Genomic DNA, 22,107 nt, shown 5'->3' with positions numbered 1-22,107 from the left:
GCCAAGCGCGCGCCGCCCGGTAGTTTGAACCCTTGATTTGAACACTTGTTCGAGACCGGATCGATCCGGCAGAGGGTGGGAATGCGACAGCGCTTCGAAGGCACTTCCGACTATGTGGCGACCGAGGACCTCAAGGTCGCGGTCAACGCCGCCGTGGCGCTTGAGCGTCCCCTTCTGATCAAGGGCGAGCCCGGCACCGGCAAGACCGTGCTGGCCTACGAGGTCGCCAAGGCCATGGGCGCGCCCCTGCTGACCTGGCACATCAAGTCCACGACAAAGGCCCATCAGGGCCTCTACGAATATGACGCCGTGACCCGCCTGCGCGACAGCCAGCTGGGCGAGGAGCGCGTCAAGGACGTCCGCAACTACATCAAGAAGGGCAAGCTCTGGGAGGCGTTCGAGAGCCCCGTGCGCCCCGTCCTGCTGATCGACGAGATCGACAAGGCCGACATCGAGTTCCCCAACGATCTGCTGCAAGAGCTGGATCGGATGGAGTTCTATGTCTACGAAACCGGCGAGACGATCTCGGCCAAGGTTCGCCCGATCATCATCATCACCTCCAACAACGAGAAGGAACTGCCGGACGCTTTCCTGCGCCGCTGTTTCTTCCACTACATCCGCTTCCCCGAGGAGGCGACGATGCAGGCGATCGTTGACGTCCACTATCCGGGCATCAAGCAGAAGCTCGTCGCCGAGGCCCTGCGGATCTTCTACGACATGCGCAAGGTTCCGGGCCTGAAGAAGAAGCCTTCGACGTCCGAACTCCTGGACTGGCTGAAGCTGCTGATGGTCGAGGACATTGACGAGAGCATCCTGCGCGAGAAGGATCCGACCAAGCTGATCCCGCCGCTGCATGGCGCTCTGCTCAAGAACGAGCAAGATGTCCACCTGTTCGAGCGACTGGCTTTCCTGGCCCGACGCGAAGGCGCGGGTGGTCGTCCCGGGCAGTAGGCCTTACCTTGAATTCACTGGACGAGTGGCGCAACGGCCCTCACCTTCCCGCTGAAATCAGAGGGATGGTCATGCGTCATTCGACTTGGATCGCTGTGTTGGCCGCCACCAGCGCCCTGGTGCTGGCGGGGTGTCAGCGCAGCGAAACGGTGAAGGCCGAAAAGCAAGAGCATCATCTTCGCCGCGACCCTGTCCGGACGATCTCCAAGCTTGATTGTCCGGAACGGCAGGGCGATCTGAAGCGTGTCAGCGCCGCAGCCGACGGTCTGTCCTGCGCCTATGCCGGCGTCGACGCCGATGTGCTGCTGCGGCTGGTGTCGCTGAACAATGGCGACGCCGAGGACGCCCTTGCGCCCATCGAGACCGAGCTCAAGGCGCTGATGCCCACGCTGAAGCCCGTCACCGACCAGAAGCCGGGCGAGAAGCACGACCGCAACAAGACCAGCATCCATCTGCCCGGCCTGCGGATCGACGCGAGCGATGATGGCGCCGACATCAAGATCGGCCACATCACGATCAACAGCAACGAAGGCGGCTCCTCCGAAGTCAAGATCGACAAGAACGTCACGGTGAAGGGCGACGACCGCAAGGAAACGGTCAGCATCACTGCCGATGACGGCGAGACTGGAGACGGCGCGGTCAATATCCGCGCCGGTGATGACGGCGCCGAGATCCGTCACAGCAAGCGCGGCGACTCGATCCGCTCAACCCTGATCCTGGCCAGCGACAAGGCGCCCAGCGGCTACCGCGTGGTCGGCTACGAGGCGCGCGGCCCCAAAGGGGGGCCGCTCGCCGTCGCCACCATCAAGGCCAAGAACCGCGATTCCGGCGACCATGACGTGTTCAAGGACATGAAGGCCCTGGTGCGCCACAACGTCGGCGGCTGAACTCAGGCCGGGACCGGAACAACCTCCATCACCTTGTAGGTCAAGGGCCGGCCATCCTCGTCGGTCACGGTGACATATTCGCCCAGGGCGAACCTGTGCTCGCCCAGCCGATGGACCGGCTCGTCATCGGCGCTGTCGGAATTGTCGTAGTCGAAGAACCAGCGCGCTCCCTTGCGCGCCAGCAGGCCATCCACGGCGTCCTCGTCGGGCGCGAAACGGCGGACGCTGCAGGCCGCCTTGCTCTTGGCGTAGGCCGCCTCGTCAAGATGACCGTCGGCGGTCAGGGGCGCGGTCAGGGCGTAGCCGCGATGATCGTCGCCGCCGGCGAACTCGGTGCCAGGATTGCGGGCAAGGCGCATCACGATGCGAGACAGGGACATTTAAGCCTCCCTTGAAGAAATGACAGACAGGTTAGTGCGACAGGAACAGCGAGGGACCATCGCTGTTCAGGAGGCTGCGGGTCGTGCCGCCGAAGATGAACTCCTGCAGACGCGGGTGCCCGAAGGCTCCGGCGACCAGAAAATCGGCGCCGGCCTCGCGGGCCGTCCCCAGCAACAGCCCGGCAGCGTCGCCGGTTCCCTGCAGGGTCTGGCTCGTCGCGGTCACGCCGCGAGCGCTGAGAAACTCGACCAGCCGCGCAAGGTCGAAATTGCGCGAGGATGCAGCCGGAGCGCCGGCGACGATCACCGACGAGGCCTTCTGTAGCAGCGGCAGTGCGGTGCGCATCGCCCGGCTGGCTTCCTTGCCGCCGTCCCAGGCGACCACGGCGACGCCGCCGACCTTCAGGCCGGGACGGGCGACGATGATCGGGCGCTGCTCGTCGGCGACCAGTTGCTGGAAGGCTTCGGCCAGGGGCCCCTTGCCGCGCGCCGAGGCGCTGTCGAAAACGATGACGTCCGAGAGGCGGCCTTCCATGGCCAGGCCCGCCCAGACGGGCGATTCCAGGCTGATGACGCGGGTTCGCGAATAGCCGATCTCGGCCGCCAGGGCCCCGACGGCGCGGGCGCCTTCCACGGCGGCTTCCTTCAGGCTTTCCAGCGCGGTGACCTGCACCCCGCCCATGAAGCCTTCGCCCATCCAGGGCATCAGGTCGGCGATGTCCGCCGGAGCGTGCACACAGGCCAGCTCCGCCTCGAACGCCTTTGCCAGGGTGGCCGCCGACGCCAGGAGATCCCGGTCAGCCTGCGCTCCTGCAAGAGGAGCCATAATTCTTGCCCAACTCATGATCGAACTCCTTTGGAGCGCATTTCCACAGGTGAGGCCGTACCCATCATTGATCTTTGTCAACCGATGGGTCAGTCAGTCCACCTTCACCGTAAGGAACGATCTCGTGGCCAAAGGGCTGCATAGGGGTGCGGCGCCCCGCGCTTGGCAGAGAATGCTCTCCGGCCGGAGGCTGGATCTGCTCGACCCGTCGCCGATGGATATCGAGATCGAGGACATCGCCCACGGCCTGGCCCGGGTGGCCCGCTGGAATGGCCAGACTATTGGCGAGCATGGCTTTTCTGTCGCCCAGCATAGCCTGGTGGTCGAGGAGATCGCCGCCCACATCAAGCCCGACCTTGAGCCGAAGTGGCGACTTGCGGCCCTGCTGCATGACGCCTCCGAATATGTGATCGGCGACATGATCAGCCCGTTCAAGGCCGCCCTGGGCGTCAGCTACAAGGATTTCGAGGCCCGGCTGGAAGACGCCATCCACATCCGCTTTGGTCTGCCGGTCAAGACGCCGCCCGCCATCAAGAAGCTGCTCAAGCAGGCCGACCGGGCCTGCGCCTTCTTCGAGGCCACCCAGTTGGCCGGGTTCGAGCACGCCGAATCGCTGGCCATCTTCGGCACGCCGCCGGCCGGCTACGAGCTGCTTATCAAGCCGCAGCCGCCGTTCGAGGCCCAGGCCCACTATGTTCAGCGGTTCCATGTGCTGTCGCGGGCCGCTGGTTTCGAATCCGCGCCCAACACCGCGTTCGAGACCGAATGACAGCGTCCGTCGTCATCGGGCTTTCGGCCGTCGTCGTCGCCATCCGCGATGGCGAGGCCGTGGTGCTGACCGTTCGGCCGCATGACGCTGTCACCGATATCGCCTCTCCCCTGCCCGGTCTGCCGTTCGGCCCGTTCGACCCGGAGGGGCACCGCACCTTCGAGCTGGGCCTGCGGGCCTTCGTCACCGAGCAGACCCGGTTCCAGCTGGGCTATGTCGAGCAGCTCTACACCTTTGGCGACAAGGGCCGCGACGCCCCCCGGGCCGAGGTCGGGGCCGGCGCGGCGCGGGTCGTCTCGGTCGGCTATCTGGGCCTGACGCCCGACGCCATCGACACCGACGCCCCCGACACCGTCTGGGCCCCGTGGTCGCGGTTCTTCCCCTGGGAGGACTGGCGGCAGGGCCGGCCCGCCCTGCTGGACGCCGTGCTGGCCCCGGCCCTGAAGCGCTGGGCGGCCGATGACGCGGGCAAGTGGTCCCGCGCCCGCCTGGCCTTCGCCCTGGATGGCGCGCCATGGAACGAGGAACGGGTTCTGGAGCGCTACGAGCTGCTCTACGAAGCCGGCTTGGCCCCCGAGGCCGCCCGCGACCAGGCCCGGGCCGACGGCGACGATCCGGCCGAACCCGCCGCCCTGTCGGCGGCCCTGGGCGAACCGATGATCTCTGATCACCGCCGCATCCTGGCCACCGGCCTGTCGCGGCTGCGGGGCAAGATCAAGTATCGGCCCGTGGTGTTCGAACTGACCCCCGAAGAGTTCACCCTCTCGACCCTGCAGCGCACCGTCGAGGCCATCGCAGGGGTCCCGCTGCACAAGCAGAACTTCCGCCGCGTGGTCGAGCGCGAGGAACTGGTCGAAGGCCTGGGGCGCCTGGACGCCGAGACCGGCGGGCGTCCGGCCGAACTGTTCCGCTTCCGCCGCGAGATGCTGACGGCGCGCCCCGCCAGCGGGCTCAGCCTGCCGCTGCTGCGCGACTAGCCGGCTAAGCTCAGCCCAGTTCCTCGGCTTTCAGGATGCGCATGGTGGGCGGCGAGCCGGCCAGCTTGCCGATTTCCGCCGCGAACTGTTTTGAATCCGCCAGTGCGAAGTGGGCCCGCAGAACCGTCATGTCTGACCAGACCTCGACAAACTGCAGGATGTTGGGCCGCCCGACGGCCTGAAAGCAGTCGTGAGAGACGCAACCGGGCTCTTCGCGTGACCGCGCACAATGCTCGAGCGCCAGTTTCAACGCCGACTCCAGACTGTCGGGCCGAACATCCACTGAACCAAGAATAACAATCACATACAGCTCCTGGATCAGTTCATCGATTAATCTTGAAGTCACACCCTCTAGCAGACGGTCGATTAAGCCGACAATGGCCTTAATTCTGGAGGAACAGGCCCGCTATTCAGACTCTATCCGCGCTCGCCATTTGGCTTTCAGCGTATGAGAGGTTTCGCGCGAGCCGTCAGGGCTCCAGCCGGGCGGGCCGAACAGATAGCCCCAGGCCTCACGCGGGGACTTGGCCCCCAACAGGTCGCGCCCGATGCCGATCCACTCGTGGAACACATTGTGCAACAGGTTGAAATTACCCAGGTTCTTGACCGTGCCATAACGGCAGGCCTCTTCGTCGACCTCGGGGATGAAGGTGCCGAACATCCGGTCCCAGATGATCAGGATGCCGGCATAGTTGGCGTCCAGATAGCGGGCGTTGCGGGCGTGGTGCACCCGGTGATGCGAGGGCGTGTTGAACACGGCCTCGAACCAGCGCGGCATGCGCCGAACCGCCTCTGTGTGGATCCAGAACTGGTAGACGAGGCTGATGCCCTTCTGGATCGCCACCATGGCGGGTGGGAAGCCCAGGAACACCAGCGGAAGCCATAGCAGCCAGGTCCCGGCCACCCCGCCCGTCCAGGTCTGCCGCAGGGCGGTCGACAGGTTGTAGTGGGTCGAGGTGTGGTGATTGACGTGGCTGGCCCACCAGAACCGCCGCTCATGGGAGATGCGGTGGAACCAGTAGTAGGTGAAGTCCTCGGCGAAGAAGAGGATCACCCAGGCCCAGACCGCCGTCATCGGGATGGTGAAAATCCGGTGGTGATACACCCAGATCGTGGCGGCGATGATCAGCCCGCCGGTCAGCAAGCCGGCGATCGTGCTGCCCAGACCCATGGACAGCGACATGGCCGTGTCACGGGTTTCGTAATTGGCCCTGGCCTTGCCCATCCGGGCCAGAACAATCTCGAGGATGATCGCCAGGATGAAGAACGGGATCGCCATCTGGACGGGATCGAACTGCGCCTTCATGCAACATATTCCTTCTGGGCGACCAGGGTCTGGGGTGGCCAGACATTATCGGCGACCGCCAGCACCGGCGCGGCGTCGCCGGTCTTCAGGACCAACCGGCCATTCTTCGACTTCGCTGCGGCCACGACGGGCCAGGCCAGGTCGCGGGCGACATAGCCGTCGCCCCGCTTCCACAGGACCAGCACCGTGTCGCCATCCCGCGCCAGGGCGCCACAGCCGTCGGCCGAGATCCAGGTGGCGGTGGGGTGACGGTCGGGAAATTCCTGGGCCAGCAGCGCGGTGAGGCCCGCCGCGTCGAGCGCAGGCGTCGGCCGGGGGATGCCCGCCAAGGCCGCTATGCCGACGAGCACGCTGATCGCGATCGCCGAACCGATAAGCTGTATCAGCATCGCCTTGTCCAAGCTGACGCCGCCCTCCCCGTATTTTTCCGACAACGTCGGGCCCTAGGTGATCGCCGTCAAGTGATCTGGTCGTTCGGGCGCCCGGACACGACGTCGCGACCTCGCGCGGAAACCGCCGAGTTGGTGGAAAGGGTCGCGGAGCGTCCGGACCACGTCCGGATGAGAGATAGAAAATACCGTTTCGACGAAGCCGTCCGCCCCGCGTGGTCGTTATCCATCAGCGTCCCGTCAGGTGGCCCTGTTCAGGCCTTACCGGGAGCCGGTCTCTCGCGTTTCCGCAAGAAGCCGGCGGTCGAGGCGGGCGAGCCAAGCAAATGACTAATGAACACACCCGTCTGCCCTCATCCACGCCCACGGCGGGCGGGTCCCGCAACGCCGGGATCCCCGGACCGGTCGAGTATCCCCCTCAACCCCAGTCCCGCTCGATCACCCCCCGCCGCCGCAATGGTCGCTGGCCTTGCGCCCTTTCCTCGCGACGAGGTGGGACAAGAATACGGGAGATTTTTGGGGGGCTGCGTCGATTGTCTGGACGCCCGTACAAGTCCTCCCCCCAGAGGGGGAGGTGTCGGCGAAGCCGACGGAGGGGGAAGTCCTGCTGAATCAAGGCGGTGTTCCCCCACCGGCCTCCGGCCGCCTCCCCCTTCAGGGGGAGGACTTGGTGCGTCTATCCCCGTGCCAATGAGAGGACAGAGGCCGTCCCGGGCCCGAGGGCCCGGGACAAAACGCCCTAGAACTTGCGCACGTAGGACACCGCCAGGGTGTCGGCCTCCGCCTTGGAGTTGGTGAACTCCGACTTGGTCCAGTCGGCGCGAAGGCCGTTCTTGTCGTCGAGCTTGTACTGGGCGCCGACGCCGTAGTTCCAGCTGTCCTGCGATTCGCTGGACGACAGGCCCGCGACCGAGCTCTTGAGCTTGGTCGTGCCGTAGCCGGCCCGGGCCAGAAGATCGATCTTGGGCGTCACCGGCAGATACCCCACGGCGTAGGCGGCCGCCTGATGCTTCAGTTCGACGGTCACCGGGGCGCCGGCCACATAGGTCTTGTCGTCGGTCACGCCGACGCCGACCTCACCTTCGACGCCAAAGTGGGGGGTGAGCCTGGCGCCGAGGCGCCCCTGGAGAACGCCGATATCGGCGCCGTCGGTGCGCATCGCGCCATAGCCGGCCGAGCCATAATATTCAGGCGAGACCTGCGCGTGCGACAGGGCGGGGATAGCGGCGACCGAAGCAGCGACAAGCGTCGCGGCGATGAGAGCTTTCATGGTTGTTACTCCTACTGATAGTCAGTCTTCAGCCCCCTCAGCGACGCTCAATCTATCGCTGGAACACGGCCGGCATGGGGCCGATCACGGTCACCTTTGAGGTCATTGCGTGTCAGCGTGGCAACGGGGCCCAAAGGTCACGTCATGGGTGACGGGACCGTCATCCATGATATCAACGCTGCCATAAGCAGAAGATCGCGAGCCCGCAGAGGCCCGCGCGCATCATCGGGACCAGTCGCTTGCATCACGCCGTCATCGCCGCCACGGGGCTGTACACGCCGCCGTTCAGCATTTCGAACACCGAACTGGTTGAGGCCTTCAACGCCTTCGTAGAGCGCTTCAACACCGCCAATGCCGACGCCATCGCGGCCGGCGAGGTGGTGGCCCTGGCCCCCTCTTCGCCCGAATTCATCGAGAAGGCGTCCGGCATCAAGTCGCGCTTCGTGATGAACAAGGCCGGCATCATTGACCCGGACCTGATGCGTCCCGTCCTGCCCGAGCGCGGCAATGACGAGATCTCGATCCTGGCCGAAATGGCCGTGGAAGCCGCCAAGCAGGCGATCACCGCCTGGGGCAAGCCGGTCAGCGAGATCGGCGCGGTGATCTGCGCCGCCTCGAACATGCAGCGCGCCTATCCGGCCATGGCCATCGAGGTGCAGCAGGCCCTGGGCATCGAAGGCTTCGCCTTTGACATGAACGTGGCCTGCTCGTCGGCCACCTTCGGCATCAAGACCGCCGCCGACTTCATCGCCACCGGCAGCGCCAAGGCCGTGCTGATGGTCAATCCCGAAATCTGCTCGGGCCACCTGAACTTCAAGGATCGCGACAGCCACTTCATCTTCGGCGACGTGGCCACCGCCGTGATCATCGAGGACGCCGAGCAGGCCAAGGGCGGCTGGGAGATCCTGGGCACGCGCCTGAAGACGGTGTTCTCCAACAACATCCGCAACAATTTCGGCTTCCTCAACCGCGCCGCGCCGGAAGGCGAAGGGGCCCGCGACAAGCTGTTCGTGCAGGAGGGCCGCAAGGTGTTCCGCGAGGTGGTGCCGATGGTCAGCGAGATGATCCTGCAGCACGCCGCCGATATCGGCGTGGACCCGCAGGCGCTCAAGCGCCTGTGGCTGCACCAGGCCAATATCAACATGAACGAGATGATCGGCCGCAAGGTGCTGGGCCGCGATCCCGCCCCCGGCGAGAACGTCATCATCCTGGACACCTACGCCAACACCAGCTCGGCCGGCTCGATCATCGCCTTCCACATGGCCAGTGATGACTTCGCGGCGGGTGAGACGGGTCTGATCTGCAGCTTCGGCGCGGGCTATTCGGCGGGAACAGTGTTCGTGCGGAAGCGGTAGGCGCTCTCAAACCAACATAACCTTGTCATCCCGGAAGCCTCGCAGAGGCTGTCCGGGACCCAGGGGCCGGCGCAACGTGGCTGCCCCTGGGTCCCGGCGCTCCGCTTCGCTGCGGCCGGGATGACAAGTGTTATTTGGCCGGATGCGCCGCCTTCCAGTCCATCGCCCGGCGGACGCGAACGCCCACGGCCGGGTGATCATAGAACAGCGCCTCCTCCAGCTTGCCGGGCGTGGCGGCTCGGTACTCGATGGTCTTGACCAGGGCCTTGGCCAGGCCATCGGGCTCGCCCACATGCTCGAGGCTGTAGCGGTCGGCGTCGGTCTCGATCTCCCGGATCACCGTATTGGCGACCGGTCCGCCCAGCAGGCCCAGCACCGCCAGGATCACGGCCAGCACCGGCAGGCCGGCAGGATCGGCGATGCCCATTACCCCGCCGGCGCCCAGCAGCCGCTGGGTGGAAACAAACAGGCGATCGACGACGAAGAAGGCCAGAATCGCTAGCAAACTGAAGATGCCGGTGATCCAGAGGGAGTGGCCGCGGGCGTAGTGGCCCATCTCGTGGCCGACGACGCCGCGCACCTCGGCCAGGTCCGCGCCCTTCTTGAACATGGTGTCGCTCATGGCGATCCGCGCCGAGCCGAACAGGCCCGAGACATTGGCCGTATAGGCGTTGGACTGCTTGGAGCCGTCATAGATGAAGATCTTGTCGGACGGCACGCCGTTGGCCCTGGCCATCTGGACCACGGCGTCGCGCACCTGACCGGCAGGGGCCGGCGTGTAAGTGTTGAACAGCGGCTCGATATAGATCGGGGCGACCAGCATGCCCAGGACCATGAAGCCGGCGGTCAGGCCGCCCGCCCACAGCCACCACAGGCGGCGCGCCCTGCGGATCAGGGCGTAAAGGGCCACGAAGAACAGGCCCGTGACGACAGCCGAGATGGCCATCGACATCACCCCCTCGCCCAGCCAGCCGGTGAAGGCCTGGCTGGTCATGCCGTACGATTTTTCGCGCCACCAGTTGGAATAGACCGACCAGGGCAGGCCGAGGACCCAGTCGACCAGCAGATAGACCACCCCAACCCCGAAACTGGCCACGATCGGGCGCGGGCGGCGACGTTCCAGCCCGGTTCGCACCTTGACCAGAACGCCCGAGCGGATGATCAACCAGGCCGTGAGCACCGAAATCAGGAAACCCCACAGCAGCAGCCAGTGGCCGCCCTGGGTATAGGCCTGCGCCTTGGCGTGGGCCGCCGGCGACAGCTGCGCCAGATAGGCGGCCGTAGCGGCGGCCGCATCGAATTGCTGGGTCATTGCCCCTCCCCTTGACGTTCGTGAGCCGGAGAAGGGCAGACTCCGCAGCAGGCGTCAGCTTAATTCCACGTCAGACGGGGGGAAGCGTTCGCCGGTCGCGCTTGCCTCTGGCGAAGGACGCGCCGGCGTATAGAACTGGAGTCGCTCACCGATTTTCGAGGCCTCCATGCGATTCCACGACCGTCGAAACATTCTCCTGGGCGCCGGCGCGCTGACCCTGGCCGGCTGCGGCGACAACGCCAAGGAGGCCGCCCAGACCACGGCACAGCGGGTCGCGGCCAGCAAGACCCTGCGCATCGGGCTGGAAGGCACCTACCCGCCGTTCAACTTCCAGGACAAGGACGGCCAGTTGGCCGGGTTCGACGTCGATTTCGCCAAGGCCCTGGCCGCCCAGATGGGCGTCAAGCCGGTGTTCAGCCCCTCGCCCTTCGCCGGCCTGCTGGGCGCGCTGGAATCGCGGCGCATCGACGTGGTGATCAACCAGATCACCATCACGCCCGAGCGCGCGGCCAAGTATGATTTCTCCCAGCCCTATACGGTGTCGGGCATCCAGATCATCGTACTCAGGGGCAAGGCGGGCCCCTACTCGCCCGCCGAACTGGCCGGCAAGAAGGTCGGCGTGGGTCTGGGCACCAGTTACGAGAGCTGGGCGCGGGCCAATGTCCCGACCGCCGACATCCGCACCTATGACGACGATCCGACCAAGTATCAGGACCTCAAGGCCGGCCGCATCGACGCGGTGCTCAACGACCGGCTGGTGGCCGCCGACTTCGTCAAGAACTCGCCGGAGTTCATCGCCGCCGGCCCGGCCTTCGCACCGCAGAACCAGGGCGTGGCCATGCTGAAGGATCCGGCCATGAAGGTGATGGTCGATCAGGCCATCGCGGCCATGCGCGCCGACGGCCGGATGGCAGCGATCTCGCGGACCTGGTTCGGCGCGGACGTGACCCAATAGGCATGGACGCCACCCTCGACCTTCTGACCCAGTCGGCGCCGCTGCTGCTGAAGGGCGCGGGCTACACCGTGGCGCTCAGCCTGATCGGCATGAGTCTGGGGCTTGTGCTGGGCTTTGGGCTGGCCCTGATGCGGCTGTCGCGCTCGCCGCTGCTGCGGTGGCCCGCAGCCGTCTATGTCTCGGCCATTCGCGGCACGCCGCTGCTGGTGCAGCTGTTCCTGATCTATTACGGCCTGCCGCAGTTCGGGATCGAGCTGCCGCCGCTGGTCGCGGCCGGCATCGGTTTCTCGCTGAACATCGCCGCCTATGCCTGCGAAATCCTGCGCAGCGCCATCGCCAATGTCGATCGCGGCCAATGGGAGGCCGCCACCGTGCTGGGCATGAGCCGGGGCCAGGCCCTGCGCCGGGTGATCCTGCCCCAGGCCGCCCGCACCGCCGTCGCGCCGCTGTCCAACAGCTTCATCAGCCTGGTCAAGGACACCTCGCTGGCCGCCACGATCCAGGTGCCCGAGCTGTTCCGCCAGACCCAGCTGATCACGGCCCGCACCTTCGAGATCTTCACGATGTATCTGGCCGCCGCCGCGATCTACTGGATCGTCTCGACCCTGCTGGCCGCCGGACAGGGCGTGCTGGAACGCCGCGCCGCGGAGGGCCGCCGATGAGCGCCGTTTCCGCCAGGGGCCTGATCAAGCGCTTCGACGGGACCACCGTGCTGAACGGCGTCGATATCGAAGTCGCCACCGGCGAGGTCGTGGCCATCATCGGCCCCAGCGGCTCGGGCAAATCCACCCTGCTGCGCTGCATGGCCGGTCTGGAGTTGCTGGACGGCGGCTCGCTGAAGATCGCCGGCGTCGAGGCCGCGCCCCGCGCGCCCCTGGCCCGCGCCCTGAAGGGCCGGGTGGGCTTCGTCTTTCAGAGTTTCAACCTGTTCCCGCATCGCACCGCCCTGCAGAACGTCGCCGAAGGCCCGATCGTGGTGCGCGGCGAGGCCCGGCCCGCCGCCGAGGCCCGTGCGCGGGCTCTGCTGGAGAAGGTCGGACTGGGCGCGCGGCTCGACGCCTATCCCGGCGAACTGTCCGGCGGCCAACAGCAGCGCTGCGCCATTGCTCGGGCCCTGGCCATGGATCCGGAGGTCATTCTGTTCGACGAGCCGACCTCGGCCCTGGACCCGGAACTGGTCGGCGAGGTGCTTTCGGTCATCCGTGAACTGGCCGTGGAACGGCGAACAATGTTGATCGTCACGCACCAGATGGACTTCGCCCGCGACGTCGCCGACCGCACGATCTTCATGGATAGCGGCGTCATCGTCGAACAGGCCCCCTCGCGCGAGCTGTTCGGAGCGCCTAAGGAAGAGCGCACGCGACGATTCCTCGGCAAAGTGACGACGCCCTGAGCCTTATTTTGGCCAAGGGCGCCCCCCACCACATCGCCGCCAACGCCGCGTGCTGTTGAGGCGAGGTCCTGTGAAACTCTATATCGAACTGAAAGGCGCTTCCGGCGCCGTCTACCGCTACAAGCTGGCCGAGGACGCTGATCCCCGGACGACCATCGCTGGCAATTTCGTCTATATCGACGCCAAGGGCGCCGTGCTGTTCGCCGGCGAGACCAACAACCTGATCGGCGCCACCGCGCGCTGGCCGGAGGCTCAGACCCGCCATGGCGCGTCGGCCCTGTACACGCGCCTGAACGTCTCGGGCGCATCGCGCGCCGAGGAGCATACCGATCTCGTCACGGCGCTTGATCCCGTGATGAACCGCGACGCGTAAACGTCCCCAACTGGCGTCGGCTTCGTTATTGTCGCGCCGATGCGACCCGAGATTCTCTTTCCGCTGTTTACGCCGGTCTCCACGCTGAAAGGCGTGGGGCCGCGCGTCGCGCCTCTGGTCGAGAAGATCGCCGGCTCGATCGTCCGCGACGTGCTGTTCACCGTCCCCACCAGCGTCATCCGCCGCACCGCCACCACGGTGGACCGGGCCATAGACGGCCAGGTCCAGACCTTCATCGTCAGCATCGACGCCCACCAGTCGCCCGGCCGCCTGGGCCAGCCGTGGAAGATCCGCGCCTGGGACGAGACCGGCTTCCTGACCCTGACCTGGTTCAAGGGCCACGGCCCGCACCTGGAGCGCCAGCACCCCCCCGGGTCGCGTCGCGCGGTCAGCGGCAAGGTCGAGCGGTTCGGCTCCGAGATCCAGGTCGCCCATCCCGAATATCTGCTGCCCGAAGACCGCGCCGGCGAGATTCCCGACTTCGAGCCCGTCTATCCCGCCACCGCCGGCCTGCCCTCGCGCACCTTCCGCCGCTTCGCCCTGGAGGCCCTGAGCCGCGCCGCCGACCTGCCGGAATGGCTGGACCCCGCCTGGCAAAACCGCGAAGGCCTGCCGTCTTGGCGCGCGGCCTTCGCCGCAGCCCACAACCCCGCCGGCGAAGCCGATATCCACCTGCTGTCGCCGCACCGCCGGCGCCTGGCCTATGACGAACTGCTGGCCCACCAGCTGGCCCTGGCCCAGCGCAAGGCCTCGCGCCGCGCCCAGCCGGCCCCGCGCATCGGCCCCAGCCCCCTGGCCGCCGACGCCGAAAAGGCCCTGCCCTTCCGGCTGACCGGCGCCCAGATCCGCGCGCTCTCCGAGGTCAGGGGCGATCTGGCGTCCGGCGAGCGGATGAGCCGGCTGCTGCAGGGCGATGTCGGCTCGGGCAAGACGGTGGTCGGCATGCTGGCCATCGCCGACGCGGCCGGCGCGGGCCTGCAGTCGGCGTTCATGGCCCCCACCGAGATCCTGGCCCGCCAGCACTATGAGACCATAGCCCCGGCCATGACGGCGCTGGGCCTGTCGGTGATCCTGCTGACCGGGCGCGACAAGGGGGCGGGCCGCGCCAGCAAGCTGGCGGGTCTGGCCAGCGGCGCGCACGCTGTGGCCATCGGCACCCACGCCCTGTTCCAGAACGACGTGGTGTTCAAAAACCTGGGTCTGTCGATCATCGACGAGCAGCATCGCTTCGGCGTCAACGAACGCCGCCGACTGCAGGACAAGGGGGATGGCGTCCATCTTCTGGCCATGTCGGCCACGCCGATCCCGCGCACCCTGGAGTTGACCGTGTTCGGCGACCTGGACGTCTCGCGCATCGACGAGAAACCGCCGGGCCGGACGCCGGTGGCGACCCGCGCGGTGCCCATGCCGCGTCTGCCCGAGATCGTCGCCCGCCTGAAAAGCGCGGCGCAGGGCGGCGCCCAGGCCTTCTGGATCTGCCCGCTGGTCTCGGAGTCCGAAAAGATCGACCTGCAGGCCGCCGAAGCCCGCGCCGCCGACCTGCGCCAGATCATCGGCCCGTCTGTTGGCCTGGTGCATGGCCAGATGCCCGCCGCCGAGAAGGACGCGGTCATGGCCGACTTCGTCGACGGCAAGGTGTCGGTTCTGGTCGCCACCACGGTGGTCGAGGTGGGGGTCAATGTGCCCAACGCCAGCATCATGGTCATCGAACAGGCCGAACGCTTCGGTCTGGCCCAGCTGCACCAGCTGCGCGGCCGGGTCGGCCGCGGCGCGCGAGAAAGCGCCTGCGTGCTGCTGTATGACCTGCCGCTGTCGGATACCGCCCAGCAGCGGCTGGACATCCTGCGCAAGTCCGACGACGGCTTTGAGATCGCCGAGAAGGACCTGGAGCTGCGGGGCGGCGGCGATCCGCTTGGCCTCAAGCAGAGCGGCTTTCCCGCCTATCGGCTGGCCGACCCCGTGGCCCATCGCGACCTGATCGCCGTAGCCGCTGATGACGCCCGCCTGATCCTGGCCCGCGACCCGGATTTGACCTCGCCACGCGGTCAGGCCGTGCGCACACTTCAGGAACTTTTCGACTGGAAACCGACCGCGCCACAGCACGACGCAGGGTAGAGCGGGGCGGCGCGCGAGCCTCGTGTGACGAATGATCCCCCAAAGACGGGTCAAGCTGCTATACTGACGAAAGCGTTGATCCGTCGACGCTCATTGCACCAGCAGAATGGCCTTCTTGGCGCCCCGGCTTTGCGCGCAGTCGCAAACTGACCGGCGCCGTCGCTTACCCTGCGCGCACCCGGAAGGTACCATGGCTCAACGCGCCGAAATCAGCTTTGCCGCCCAGAACGATCGTCACAGCACCTATGAGCGGATCACCCACATCGGCGGCGGCGTCGCCAAGCCCTGGAAGCTGACGATCAAGGAAGCGATCAAGCTGGTCGACAGTGGCAAGTGGCGCTTCTTCGTCATGCGCGACGATGTCGAGGTGAAGGTCGAGGCCCAGACCAGCCGTACCGGTTGCCGCTATCTGAAGACCGCCAACGACCGCAACGAGCCGCACGACCTGCTGACGCTTCCCGACTTCCCGGCGACCGAAACGGCCAAGACCGAGACCGAGACCGCCTGATCGCGCAGGCGGCTCAGTGGGCCGCCGCGCCTTTGCGGTGATGCCAAAGGTGCATGACGCCCGCCAGCACGCCGCCGACCACCAGGCCCACCACGGCTGAGCCCAGGGCGAAAGCCAGCCAGCCGGTCACCGCGCCGATGCCGGGAACGCCATGCGCCCAGTGCGAGAAGCCTTCCACCCAGACCGGGATCGGGGTCAGGTGGAAGTGCTCCAGGCCATGGACGATGATGCCGCCCCCGACCCACAGCATGGCGGCGGTGCCGATAAGGGTCAGGGCCTCCATGGTGATGGGCATGGCCTTGACCAGGCCGCGCCCGAACCCGCGCACCCCAGCGTTCTTGCGCTGGGCCAGGTGCAGACCGATGTCGTCCATCTTCACGATCAGCCCGACCACGCCATAGACCGCGATGGTCAGCAGCACGCCGACCACGGCCAGGGCGCCGGCCTGGATCAGCAGGGGCTTGTCGGCCACGTCGGCCAGGGCGATGGCCATGATCTCGCCCGACAGGATCAGGTCGGTGCGGATGGCGCCGTTGACCTTCTGGGCTTCAAGCTCCGGACCGCTCAGGGCCAGTTCCTCGGGCTCGTCGGCGCTGTGTTGACCGCTCAGCGCCTCCAGGATCTTCTCGGTCGCCTCAAAGGCCAGATATGACCCGCCAACCATCAGGATCGGCGTGACCGCCCACGGCGCGAAGGCGCTGAGCGCCAGCGCACCGGGCAGCAGGAACAGCAGCTTGTTCCTGAACGAGCCCACCGCGATCTTCCAGACGATCGGCAGTTCGCGGTCGGGCGTGAAGCCCATGGCGTAGCCGGGCGTCACCGCCGCGTCGTCCACCACGACACCGACCGCCTTGGTCCCGGCCTTGCCGGCCGCGCCCGTGACATCGTCCAGAGAGGCGGCGGCGAGCTTGGTGATGCCAGCGACATCGTCCAGCAGTGCGGCAAGGCCGGAAGGCATGGGGGGCGCCCGATTCTGATAGCGGAAAGAAGTTGAACGCCACGGTGTGGTGATCGGCTCCGAAAGTCGATGATAGGATCGCTTGCCTGACGTGGGGTGAGGTCTGAAAGCGTGACGAAATGAATATCCCCGCCGCCCTCGCCCGCCTCGCGCCCCGCCTGTCGCCGACCGCGACCACGGCGGTGAACGCCCGGCGGCTTTCGGGCGGCGCCAGTCTGGAGACCTGGGCCTTCGACCTCGACGATGGCGCGGCCCTGATCCTGCGGCGACGCCCCGACAACGCGCCACCGCGCGAGACCGCCGCGTCTCTGGCCCATGAGGCCGCCCTGATCGTGGCCGCCGGCCGGGCCGGCGCGCCGGTTCCGATCGTCGAGCGTGTCTGCGATCCCGAGGATGGCCTGGGCGAGGCTTTCGTCATGCGACGGCTCGAGGGCGAGACCCTGGGCAAGCGGATCGTCCGCGACGCCGCTTTCGACGCGGTTCGGCCCGATCTGGCGCGCCGCTGCGGCGAGGTGCTGGCCCGGATCCACGGCGCCGGGCTGGACGGCCTGCCGCCGCTGACGACCTCGGACGCCCGGGGCGAACTGGCGCGCTATGAAGAGGTCTATCGCCAGCATGGGGCCGAGCGTCCGACCTTCGAGGCCGCCTTCCGCTGGCTGGAGGCCACAGCGCCCGAGCCCGTCACCCCGGTGCTGGTCCATGGCGATTTTCGCAATGGCAACCTGATGATCCATCCCGAGCAGGGCCTGGTGGGCGTGCTGGACTGGGAACTGGCCCATCTGGGCGACCCGGCCGAGGACCTGGGCTGGATCTGCGTCAATTCCTGGCGGTTTGGCCAGTGGCGCAAGCCGGTGGGCGGCTTTGGCGACTATCAGGCCCTGCTGGACGGCTATGCCCAGGCCGGTGGGCGGGAGATTCCGCTGTCGCGACTGCAGTTCTGGCAGGCGCTGGGCTCGCTGAAATGGGGCGTCATGTGCCTGATGATGTATTCCAGCTTCGCGACCGGCGCCGATCCCTCAATCGAGCGCGCCATGATCGGTCGGCGGGTCAGCGAAACCGAGATCGATCTGGTCCGGCTGATGGAGACGATGGCGTGATCACCTGCCCGACCGCCGGCGAACTCCAGACCGCCCTCGCCCTGTTCGACCGTGAGGCCGAAGGCCCCGCCGACGCGCGTCGCGTCTTTCTGGCCCGGGTGGCCGACAACGCCCGCGCCCTGCTTGCGCGCGAGGCGGCGCTAGGTGAAGCCGCCGAGAACGAGGAATCCGCGCGACTGTCGGACCTGCTGGGCGCCGAGGGTGACGTCACCGACCTCAATCACAGGCTCTGCCTAGCGCTGCGATCCGGCGCGCTGGATCCGCGCGCGCCGGCCTTGCTGGCCCATCTGCGCGCGACGGCGATCGCGCGGATCGCCATCGACCAGCCAGGCTATTGCGGGCTTGAGGCGCTGCTCGCGGACTGAACCGGCCTGCCCGTGAAGGTGGCCACCCGGCCCTGGGCGTCGGCTTCGATGTCGGCATAGAACAAGTTGAACCCGTCGACCTTGCGGCGGTCGGCCCACGAGCCGCCGTCGCGCAGGGCCGTCGATTTGGGTCGACTGGTGTGCAGCAGGCCATCCTCGCACTGGGCCCAGACCTGGCGCTGCAGGAAGGCCGGCCGAGCGCCCCACTCCAGTCCGGTGGCGTTGGCCGCGCCCTGGTTCAGTCGCGCCGGCGCCCGCTCCTGGCTGACACCGCCCAGCAGCGGATTGAAGCACAGCGCCCGGCGGTCGTTCAGGTCGATCAGCTGGTCGCCGGAGTCCCAGATCAGCGAGCGATGGGTCAGCTCCTGGATCCGCTGGAAGTCGCCCTCCTGGGCCGAGGCCCAGGCGGCGACGCACCCGGCCTGATCGCGCCGCTCGCAGGCCGGCAGGGGTGACACCAGGCCGTATTCCTCGGCCGGGACGATGGTCTCGATCAGATAGGCCGCGACCAGACGCTTCTTGACCGCCGGATCAGCGGCGATCTCCTCGCGCAGCAGCCTGGCGGACATCGCCCCGCCCTGCTCGACGCCCACCAGGATGAACGGCCGGCCGCTGTTGTAACGGGCCAGATAGAGACGGAACGCCTCGCGCACGTCGCCATAGGCGAAGCGCCGCGCCTCGCGCGCGTCGTCGCGCAGGGTAAGATAGGTGTAGAGGCTCGCCTGACGATAGCGCGGCGCGAACACCCGACCCACGCGATAGAACGGCCCGGCATAGTTGGGCAGCACCACGCGGTTCAGGAACCGCTGGGCCTTGGGCTGGTCGATGGCCCCGTTCCAGTCCTGGCCGCCGTCAAAGGTGGTGGGGTGGACGAAGAACACGTCGGCCGGCAGGTCTTTGGGCGCCGGGCCGGATGGATCCTTGGGCCGCAGCGCCCAGGACGAGGCCTGGGCATAATGCGGTGGCGGCGGCGGCTCATAGGTCAGGAACGGGACCTTGGGATCGAGCGCGTTGCTGAGGATGTCGTAGCGCCACACGAAGGCGGCCGCGACCAGCAGCCCCAGAAAGAGCACCGCTCCGGCGAAAATCCAGCGCTTGAAGCCCTTGAAGCGATCACCCATGAGTCTGGGTTACACCAAGGCTTGAAGAGGTTTAAGCCCCCTCCTGCCCTATGATCGCCACCGAGCACACATTGCTGGCCGGCGCGCCGCCCAGATTGTGGGTCATGCCGAAAACCGGGTCTTTCAGCTGGCGCTCACCGGCCCGGCCCTGCAGCTGCAGGTACATCTCGTAGAGCATCCGCAGGCCCGAGGCGCCGATCGGGTGGCCAAAGCACTTCAGACCGCCGTCGATCTGGCACGGCACCCCGCCGTCGGCGTCGTAGAAGCCGTCCATCACGTCGCGCCAGCCCTGGCCCTCGGGCGAGATGAACAGGTCCTCCATCGTCACCAGCTCGGTGATCGAGAAGCAGTCGTGGACCTCGATCATCGAGATCTGCTCGCGCGGCCGCTCGATGCCGGCCTCGCGATAGGCCTTGCCGGCGGCGATGCGGGCCGTGTGGAAATGGCTGCCGTCCCAGCCGTTGTACTGGCTCTCATAGCCGTTGGAGACCGACAGCTGGATGGCCTTGACCATGGTCAGGTTCTTCTTGCCCATCGCCTTGGCGATTTCGGGCGTGGTGACGATGGCGCAGGCCGCGCCGTCCGACACGCCGCAGCAGTCGAACAGGCCCAGTGGCTCGGCGATCATCGGGGCGTTGAGCACCTGCTCGACCGTGACCGGCTTGCGCAGGTGGGCCTTGGCGTTCTTGGCGCCGTTGGCGTGGCTCTTGACCGAAACGTGGGCGATGGCGCGCTTGAGGTCGTCCTTGGAGACGCCGTGCTTGGCGCGATAGGCGCTGGCCAGCTGGGCGAAGTTGCCGGGGGCCGAGCCGTTGGGCATGACCTGAGGCATAAGCGTGCCGGGATTGGCGACCGGCAGGCCGCCATAGCCAGTGTCTTTCAGCTTTTCGACGCCCAGGGCGATGGCGATATCGGCCGCGCCGGAGGCCACGGCATAGACCGCGCCCCGGAAGGCTTCCGAGCCCGAGGCGCAGAAGTTCTCCACCCGGGTGACGGCGATATTGGGCAGGCGCAGGGCGATCGACATCGGCGTGCCGCCCTTGCCGGTGCCCATCTCGTCGACATGGGTCGAGAACCAGGCCGCGTCCAGCTGGCTGGGCTCGATGCCGGCGTCGCTCATGGCCTCGATATAGGCCTCGACCATCAGATCGTCGGGACCGCAGTCCCAACGCTCGCCGAACTTGCTGCAGCCCATCCCCAGGATGGCGACCTTGTCACGGATGCCTTGCGCCATGATCGTCTCTCCTATTCCGCCGCTATGGCGGTTTGGGCTGAGGCCGCCGAGCGATCCGGCGCGGCCTTCCAGAAATAGCGGACGAAGCCGCGCTTCTCGTCGATGTCCTTGATGCGGAACACCATCTTGACCGGCAGGCCCGTGTCGACGTCGCCGGGCGACACGTCGGTGATGTCCATCATGATCCGCCCGCCGCCCTCGAAGACGATCATGCCGTAGTGGTTGGGCGGGGCCATCGAGAACGTCAGGTAGTCGGCCGAATAGCTGAGCACCGAGGCCTTGCGCTCGGCGAAGCGGTACGGCTCCTGGGTGTCGACGGCGGGATTGTTGGGAGCCACCGAGATGCGGGTGCGCGGGAACTGCACGACGCCGGTCTCGCGGCAGCGGCCGCCGACCAGGCCCAGGATCATGTCCTCGTTGCGATAGAGGGTGGTCAGGGCCGTCTTGTTGTCCTTCTCGGCCCGCATGCCCTTGTCCCAGTCGACCAGGCCATTGAACATCAGGAACTTCAGATAATTGGTCTCTTCCTGACGATCCGCCAGCGAACCGGTCACGCCGCGCGCCGGCTTGAGGTTGGCCGCGCCGGTCGCCCGGAACACCAGGGCCTCGGCGCCCTGGCCGAACTGGGAAACGACGATGATCTCGCCCGCCTTGGCCTGTTCCAGGGCGTGGGCCAGCATCAGCGGGCCATGAGCGCTGCCCGCCTCGCCCATCAACGCGGCGAGGTTGTCACGCACGGCTTCGGCCGGGATGCCCAGGCTCTTGGCCAGGGTCGCGGCCATGCCGGAAAAGGTCGATGGGAAACAGAAATGCGCCACGTCCGCGGGCGCGACGCCCGCAGCAGCCAGCGCGCGCTTCACGGCCGGCGGGACCAGCTTGACGATGCCCTCGTCTCGGATCCAGCGCTCTTCCCACGCATAGTCGAAGCCGCCGTCATTGCCCCGGAAGTGGTCGACGAAATCGTCGGTGACGCTGCCGCGTCCCAGGAAGTCGGCCGCGCCGCCCTCGGCGGTGAGCACAAAGGCTGCCGCGCCATCGCCGCAGTCGAGCTCCAGCGCCGAGACCGCGCGCGCCTTGCGACGCTCGCCGGCCGCGACCAGCGCGGTCTTCGCCGCGCCGCCGGACACCGCCGCCAGGGCGTCGGCCAGGGCCGTCAGGCCGCAACGCTGCGAGCCGGTGACGTCGCTGGCGGTGATCGATTTTTCAAGAGTCAGAGCCGCCGAGACGACGCCCGCGTTCAGCCGGTCGGCGAACGGCGCGGTCGTGGAGGCGAAGTAGAGGGCGTCGACATGGCTGCGGTCGTCGCCGGACCCCAAGGCGTCACGAGCCGCCTCGACCGCCATGGTCAGGGCGTCCTCGTCCCAGTTGGCCATCGAGCGCTCGCCCTTGCCCTTGGACTTCAGGTTCGGCGCAACCCAGGCATTGGCCTCGACCATCGCCCTGCGGCTCAGACGTAAACGCGGCGCATAGGCGCCCCAGGCGGCGATGCCGACCATGTTCCGCTCCCTCGTCGGTTTTTCCGACTGATCAGCGGTTAGATTACGCTCGCGGAAAGGGGCTGCAAGT

General features: G+C 67.2%; 24 protein-coding genes and 1 pseudogene. 14 read left to right on the top strand and 11 right to left on the bottom strand.

What is annotated here, in order from left to right; all coding sequences use genetic code 11:
- The first annotated feature begins 81 nt into the window (after positions 1–81).
- A complete protein-coding gene (locus ACW176_RS15825) occupies positions 82–951 on the top strand; it encodes an AAA family ATPase (RefSeq protein WP_419317047.1) in 870 nt (289 codons plus the stop codon).
- 71 nt (positions 952–1,022) lie between these two features.
- Entirely contained in the window at positions 1,023–1,838 is an 816-nt protein-coding gene (locus ACW176_RS15820; RefSeq protein WP_492109816.1) for a hypothetical protein, read from the top strand.
- A 2-nt stretch (positions 1,839–1,840) separates the two neighbouring features.
- On the opposite strand, the gene ACW176_RS15815 is transcribed toward ACW176_RS15820, so the two are convergent.
- A complete protein-coding gene (locus ACW176_RS15815; protein ID WP_419317050.1) occupies positions 1,841–2,218 on the bottom strand; it encodes a hypothetical protein in 378 nt (125 codons plus the stop codon).
- A gap of 31 nt (positions 2,219–2,249) precedes the next feature.
- Positions 2,250–3,062 carry a universal stress protein gene (locus ACW176_RS15810; RefSeq protein ID WP_419317051.1) on the bottom strand — a complete coding sequence of 271 codons (813 nt, stop codon included), beginning with the start codon at positions 3,060–3,062 and terminating at the stop codon, positions 2,250–2,252.
- A 106-nt stretch (positions 3,063–3,168) separates the two neighbouring features.
- Here ACW176_RS15810 and ACW176_RS15805 point away from each other — a divergent pair, with 106 nt between their 5' ends.
- Both ACW176_RS15805 and ACW176_RS15800 read left to right on the top strand, forming a co-directional pair.
- Positions 3,169–3,813 carry a YfbR-like 5'-deoxynucleotidase gene (locus ACW176_RS15805; protein WP_492109815.1) on the top strand — a complete coding sequence of 215 codons (645 nt, stop codon included), beginning with the start codon at positions 3,169–3,171 and terminating at the stop codon, positions 3,811–3,813.
- Positions 3,810–4,790 (top strand): NUDIX hydrolase, encoded by a 981-nt coding sequence (locus ACW176_RS15800; RefSeq protein WP_492109814.1) that lies wholly within the window; start codon positions 3,810–3,812, stop codon positions 4,788–4,790. The genes ACW176_RS15805 and ACW176_RS15800 overlap by 4 nt, the downstream gene beginning before the upstream one ends.
- A gap of 10 nt (positions 4,791–4,800) precedes the next feature.
- On the opposite strand, the gene ACW176_RS15795 is transcribed toward ACW176_RS15800, so the two are convergent.
- From ACW176_RS15795 to ACW176_RS15785, 3 genes are all read right to left on the bottom strand, one after another.
- Complete coding sequence (locus tag ACW176_RS15795; RefSeq protein ID WP_492109813.1) at positions 4,801–5,094, bottom strand: putative quinol monooxygenase; 294 nt, start codon at positions 5,092–5,094, stop codon at positions 4,801–4,803.
- Between the two features lie 102 nt (positions 5,095–5,196).
- A complete protein-coding gene (locus ACW176_RS15790; RefSeq protein WP_492109812.1) occupies positions 5,197–6,096 on the bottom strand; it encodes a sterol desaturase family protein in 900 nt (299 codons plus the stop codon).
- On the bottom strand, positions 6,093–6,485 hold the full coding sequence (locus tag ACW176_RS15785) for a hypothetical protein (protein WP_492109811.1): 393 nt from the start codon (positions 6,483–6,485) through the stop codon (positions 6,093–6,095). The genes ACW176_RS15790 and ACW176_RS15785 overlap by 4 nt, the downstream gene beginning before the upstream one ends.
- A 184-nt stretch (positions 6,486–6,669) precedes the next feature.
- Between ACW176_RS15785 and ACW176_RS15780 the strand changes: the two are divergent.
- Positions 6,670–6,815, top strand: a pseudogene (locus ACW176_RS15780) (hypothetical protein); the annotation flags it as partial.
- A 409-nt stretch (positions 6,816–7,224) separates the two neighbouring features.
- Here ACW176_RS15780 and ACW176_RS15775 read toward each other — a convergent pair.
- The gene (locus ACW176_RS15775; RefSeq protein WP_492109810.1) at positions 7,225–7,755 is read right to left on the bottom strand and encodes a porin family protein; all 531 of its coding nucleotides are present in this window, start codon (positions 7,753–7,755) and stop codon (positions 7,225–7,227) included.
- 239 nt (positions 7,756–7,994) lie between these two features.
- Between ACW176_RS15775 and ACW176_RS15770 the strand changes: the two genes are divergently transcribed.
- Positions 7,995–9,110, top strand: coding sequence for a beta-ketoacyl-ACP synthase III (locus ACW176_RS15770; RefSeq protein ID WP_492109809.1), 1,116 nt, complete (start codon positions 7,995–7,997; stop codon positions 9,108–9,110).
- A gap of 130 nt (positions 9,111–9,240) precedes the next feature.
- Here ACW176_RS15770 and ACW176_RS15765 read toward each other — a convergent pair whose 3' ends face one another.
- Positions 9,241–10,422, bottom strand: coding sequence for a M48 family metallopeptidase (locus tag ACW176_RS15765; protein WP_492109808.1), 1,182 nt, complete (start codon positions 10,420–10,422; stop codon positions 9,241–9,243).
- Between the two features lie 166 nt (positions 10,423–10,588).
- On the opposite strand from ACW176_RS15765, the gene tcyJ reads away from it, so the two are divergent.
- From tcyJ to ACW176_RS15735, 6 genes are all read left to right on the top strand, one after another.
- Entirely contained in the window at positions 10,589–11,377 is a 789-nt protein-coding gene (tcyJ, locus tag ACW176_RS15760; RefSeq protein WP_492109807.1) for a cystine ABC transporter substrate-binding protein, read from the top strand.
- Between the two features lie 2 nt (positions 11,378–11,379).
- Entirely contained in the window at positions 11,380–12,039 is a 660-nt protein-coding gene (gene tcyL, locus ACW176_RS15755; RefSeq protein WP_419317064.1) for a cystine ABC transporter permease, read from the top strand.
- On the top strand, positions 12,036–12,770 hold the full coding sequence (locus ACW176_RS15750; protein ID WP_492109806.1) for an amino acid ABC transporter ATP-binding protein: 735 nt from the start codon (positions 12,036–12,038) through the stop codon (positions 12,768–12,770). Before tcyL ends, ACW176_RS15750 begins: the two co-directional genes overlap by 4 nt.
- A gap of 70 nt (positions 12,771–12,840) precedes the next feature.
- The gene (locus tag ACW176_RS15745; RefSeq protein ID WP_419317066.1) at positions 12,841–13,143 is read left to right on the top strand and encodes a hypothetical protein; all 303 of its coding nucleotides are present in this window, start codon (positions 12,841–12,843) and stop codon (positions 13,141–13,143) included.
- Positions 13,144–13,182: 39 nt separating this feature from the next.
- The gene (gene recG / locus ACW176_RS15740; protein WP_492109805.1) at positions 13,183–15,258 is read left to right on the top strand and encodes an ATP-dependent DNA helicase RecG; all 2,076 of its coding nucleotides are present in this window, start codon (positions 13,183–13,185) and stop codon (positions 15,256–15,258) included.
- Positions 15,259–15,448: 190 nt separating this feature from the next.
- Positions 15,449–15,766 (top strand): DUF3892 domain-containing protein, encoded by a 318-nt coding sequence (locus tag ACW176_RS15735; protein ID WP_492109804.1) that lies wholly within the window; start codon positions 15,449–15,451, stop codon positions 15,764–15,766.
- Positions 15,767–15,779: 13 nt separating this feature from the next.
- Here ACW176_RS15735 and ACW176_RS15730 read toward each other — a convergent pair whose 3' ends face one another.
- A complete protein-coding gene (locus ACW176_RS15730; protein WP_492109803.1) occupies positions 15,780–16,724 on the bottom strand; it encodes a DUF808 domain-containing protein in 945 nt (314 codons plus the stop codon).
- A gap of 119 nt (positions 16,725–16,843) precedes the next feature.
- On the opposite strand from ACW176_RS15730, the gene ACW176_RS15725 reads away from it, so the two are divergent.
- Both ACW176_RS15725 and ACW176_RS15720 read left to right on the top strand, forming a co-directional pair.
- Positions 16,844–17,821, top strand: a complete 978-nt coding sequence (locus ACW176_RS15725; RefSeq protein WP_492109802.1) for a phosphotransferase family protein — start codon at positions 16,844–16,846, stop codon at positions 17,819–17,821.
- The gene (locus tag ACW176_RS15720) at positions 17,818–18,186 is read left to right on the top strand and encodes a DUF6285 domain-containing protein (RefSeq protein WP_492109801.1); all 369 of its coding nucleotides are present in this window, start codon (positions 17,818–17,820) and stop codon (positions 18,184–18,186) included. Before ACW176_RS15725 ends, ACW176_RS15720 begins: the two co-directional genes overlap by 4 nt.
- Here ACW176_RS15720 and ACW176_RS15715 read toward each other — a convergent pair.
- From ACW176_RS15715 to ACW176_RS15705, 3 genes are read right to left on the bottom strand one after another with little or no spacing between them, the layout of a single operon-like run.
- Complete coding sequence (locus ACW176_RS15715; RefSeq protein WP_492109800.1) at positions 18,153–19,307, bottom strand: DUF3089 domain-containing protein; 1,155 nt, start codon at positions 19,305–19,307, stop codon at positions 18,153–18,155. The two genes, ACW176_RS15720 and ACW176_RS15715, sit on opposite strands and share 34 nt — an antisense overlap.
- A 31-nt stretch (positions 19,308–19,338) precedes the next feature.
- Entirely contained in the window at positions 19,339–20,541 is a 1,203-nt protein-coding gene (locus tag ACW176_RS15710) for an acetyl-CoA acetyltransferase (RefSeq protein WP_419255338.1), read from the bottom strand.
- Between the two features lie 11 nt (positions 20,542–20,552).
- Positions 20,553–22,037 carry an OB-fold domain-containing protein gene (locus tag ACW176_RS15705; protein WP_492109799.1) on the bottom strand — a complete coding sequence of 495 codons (1,485 nt, stop codon included), beginning with the start codon at positions 22,035–22,037 and terminating at the stop codon, positions 20,553–20,555.
- Between the last annotated feature and the right edge of the window lie 70 nt (positions 22,038–22,107).

It is taken from the genome of Caulobacter sp. FV1ye13L, from assembly GCF_058681155.1.
Note: the sequence above shows the minus strand (reverse complement) of the source record. Positions and strands in the feature narration are given on the sequence as shown.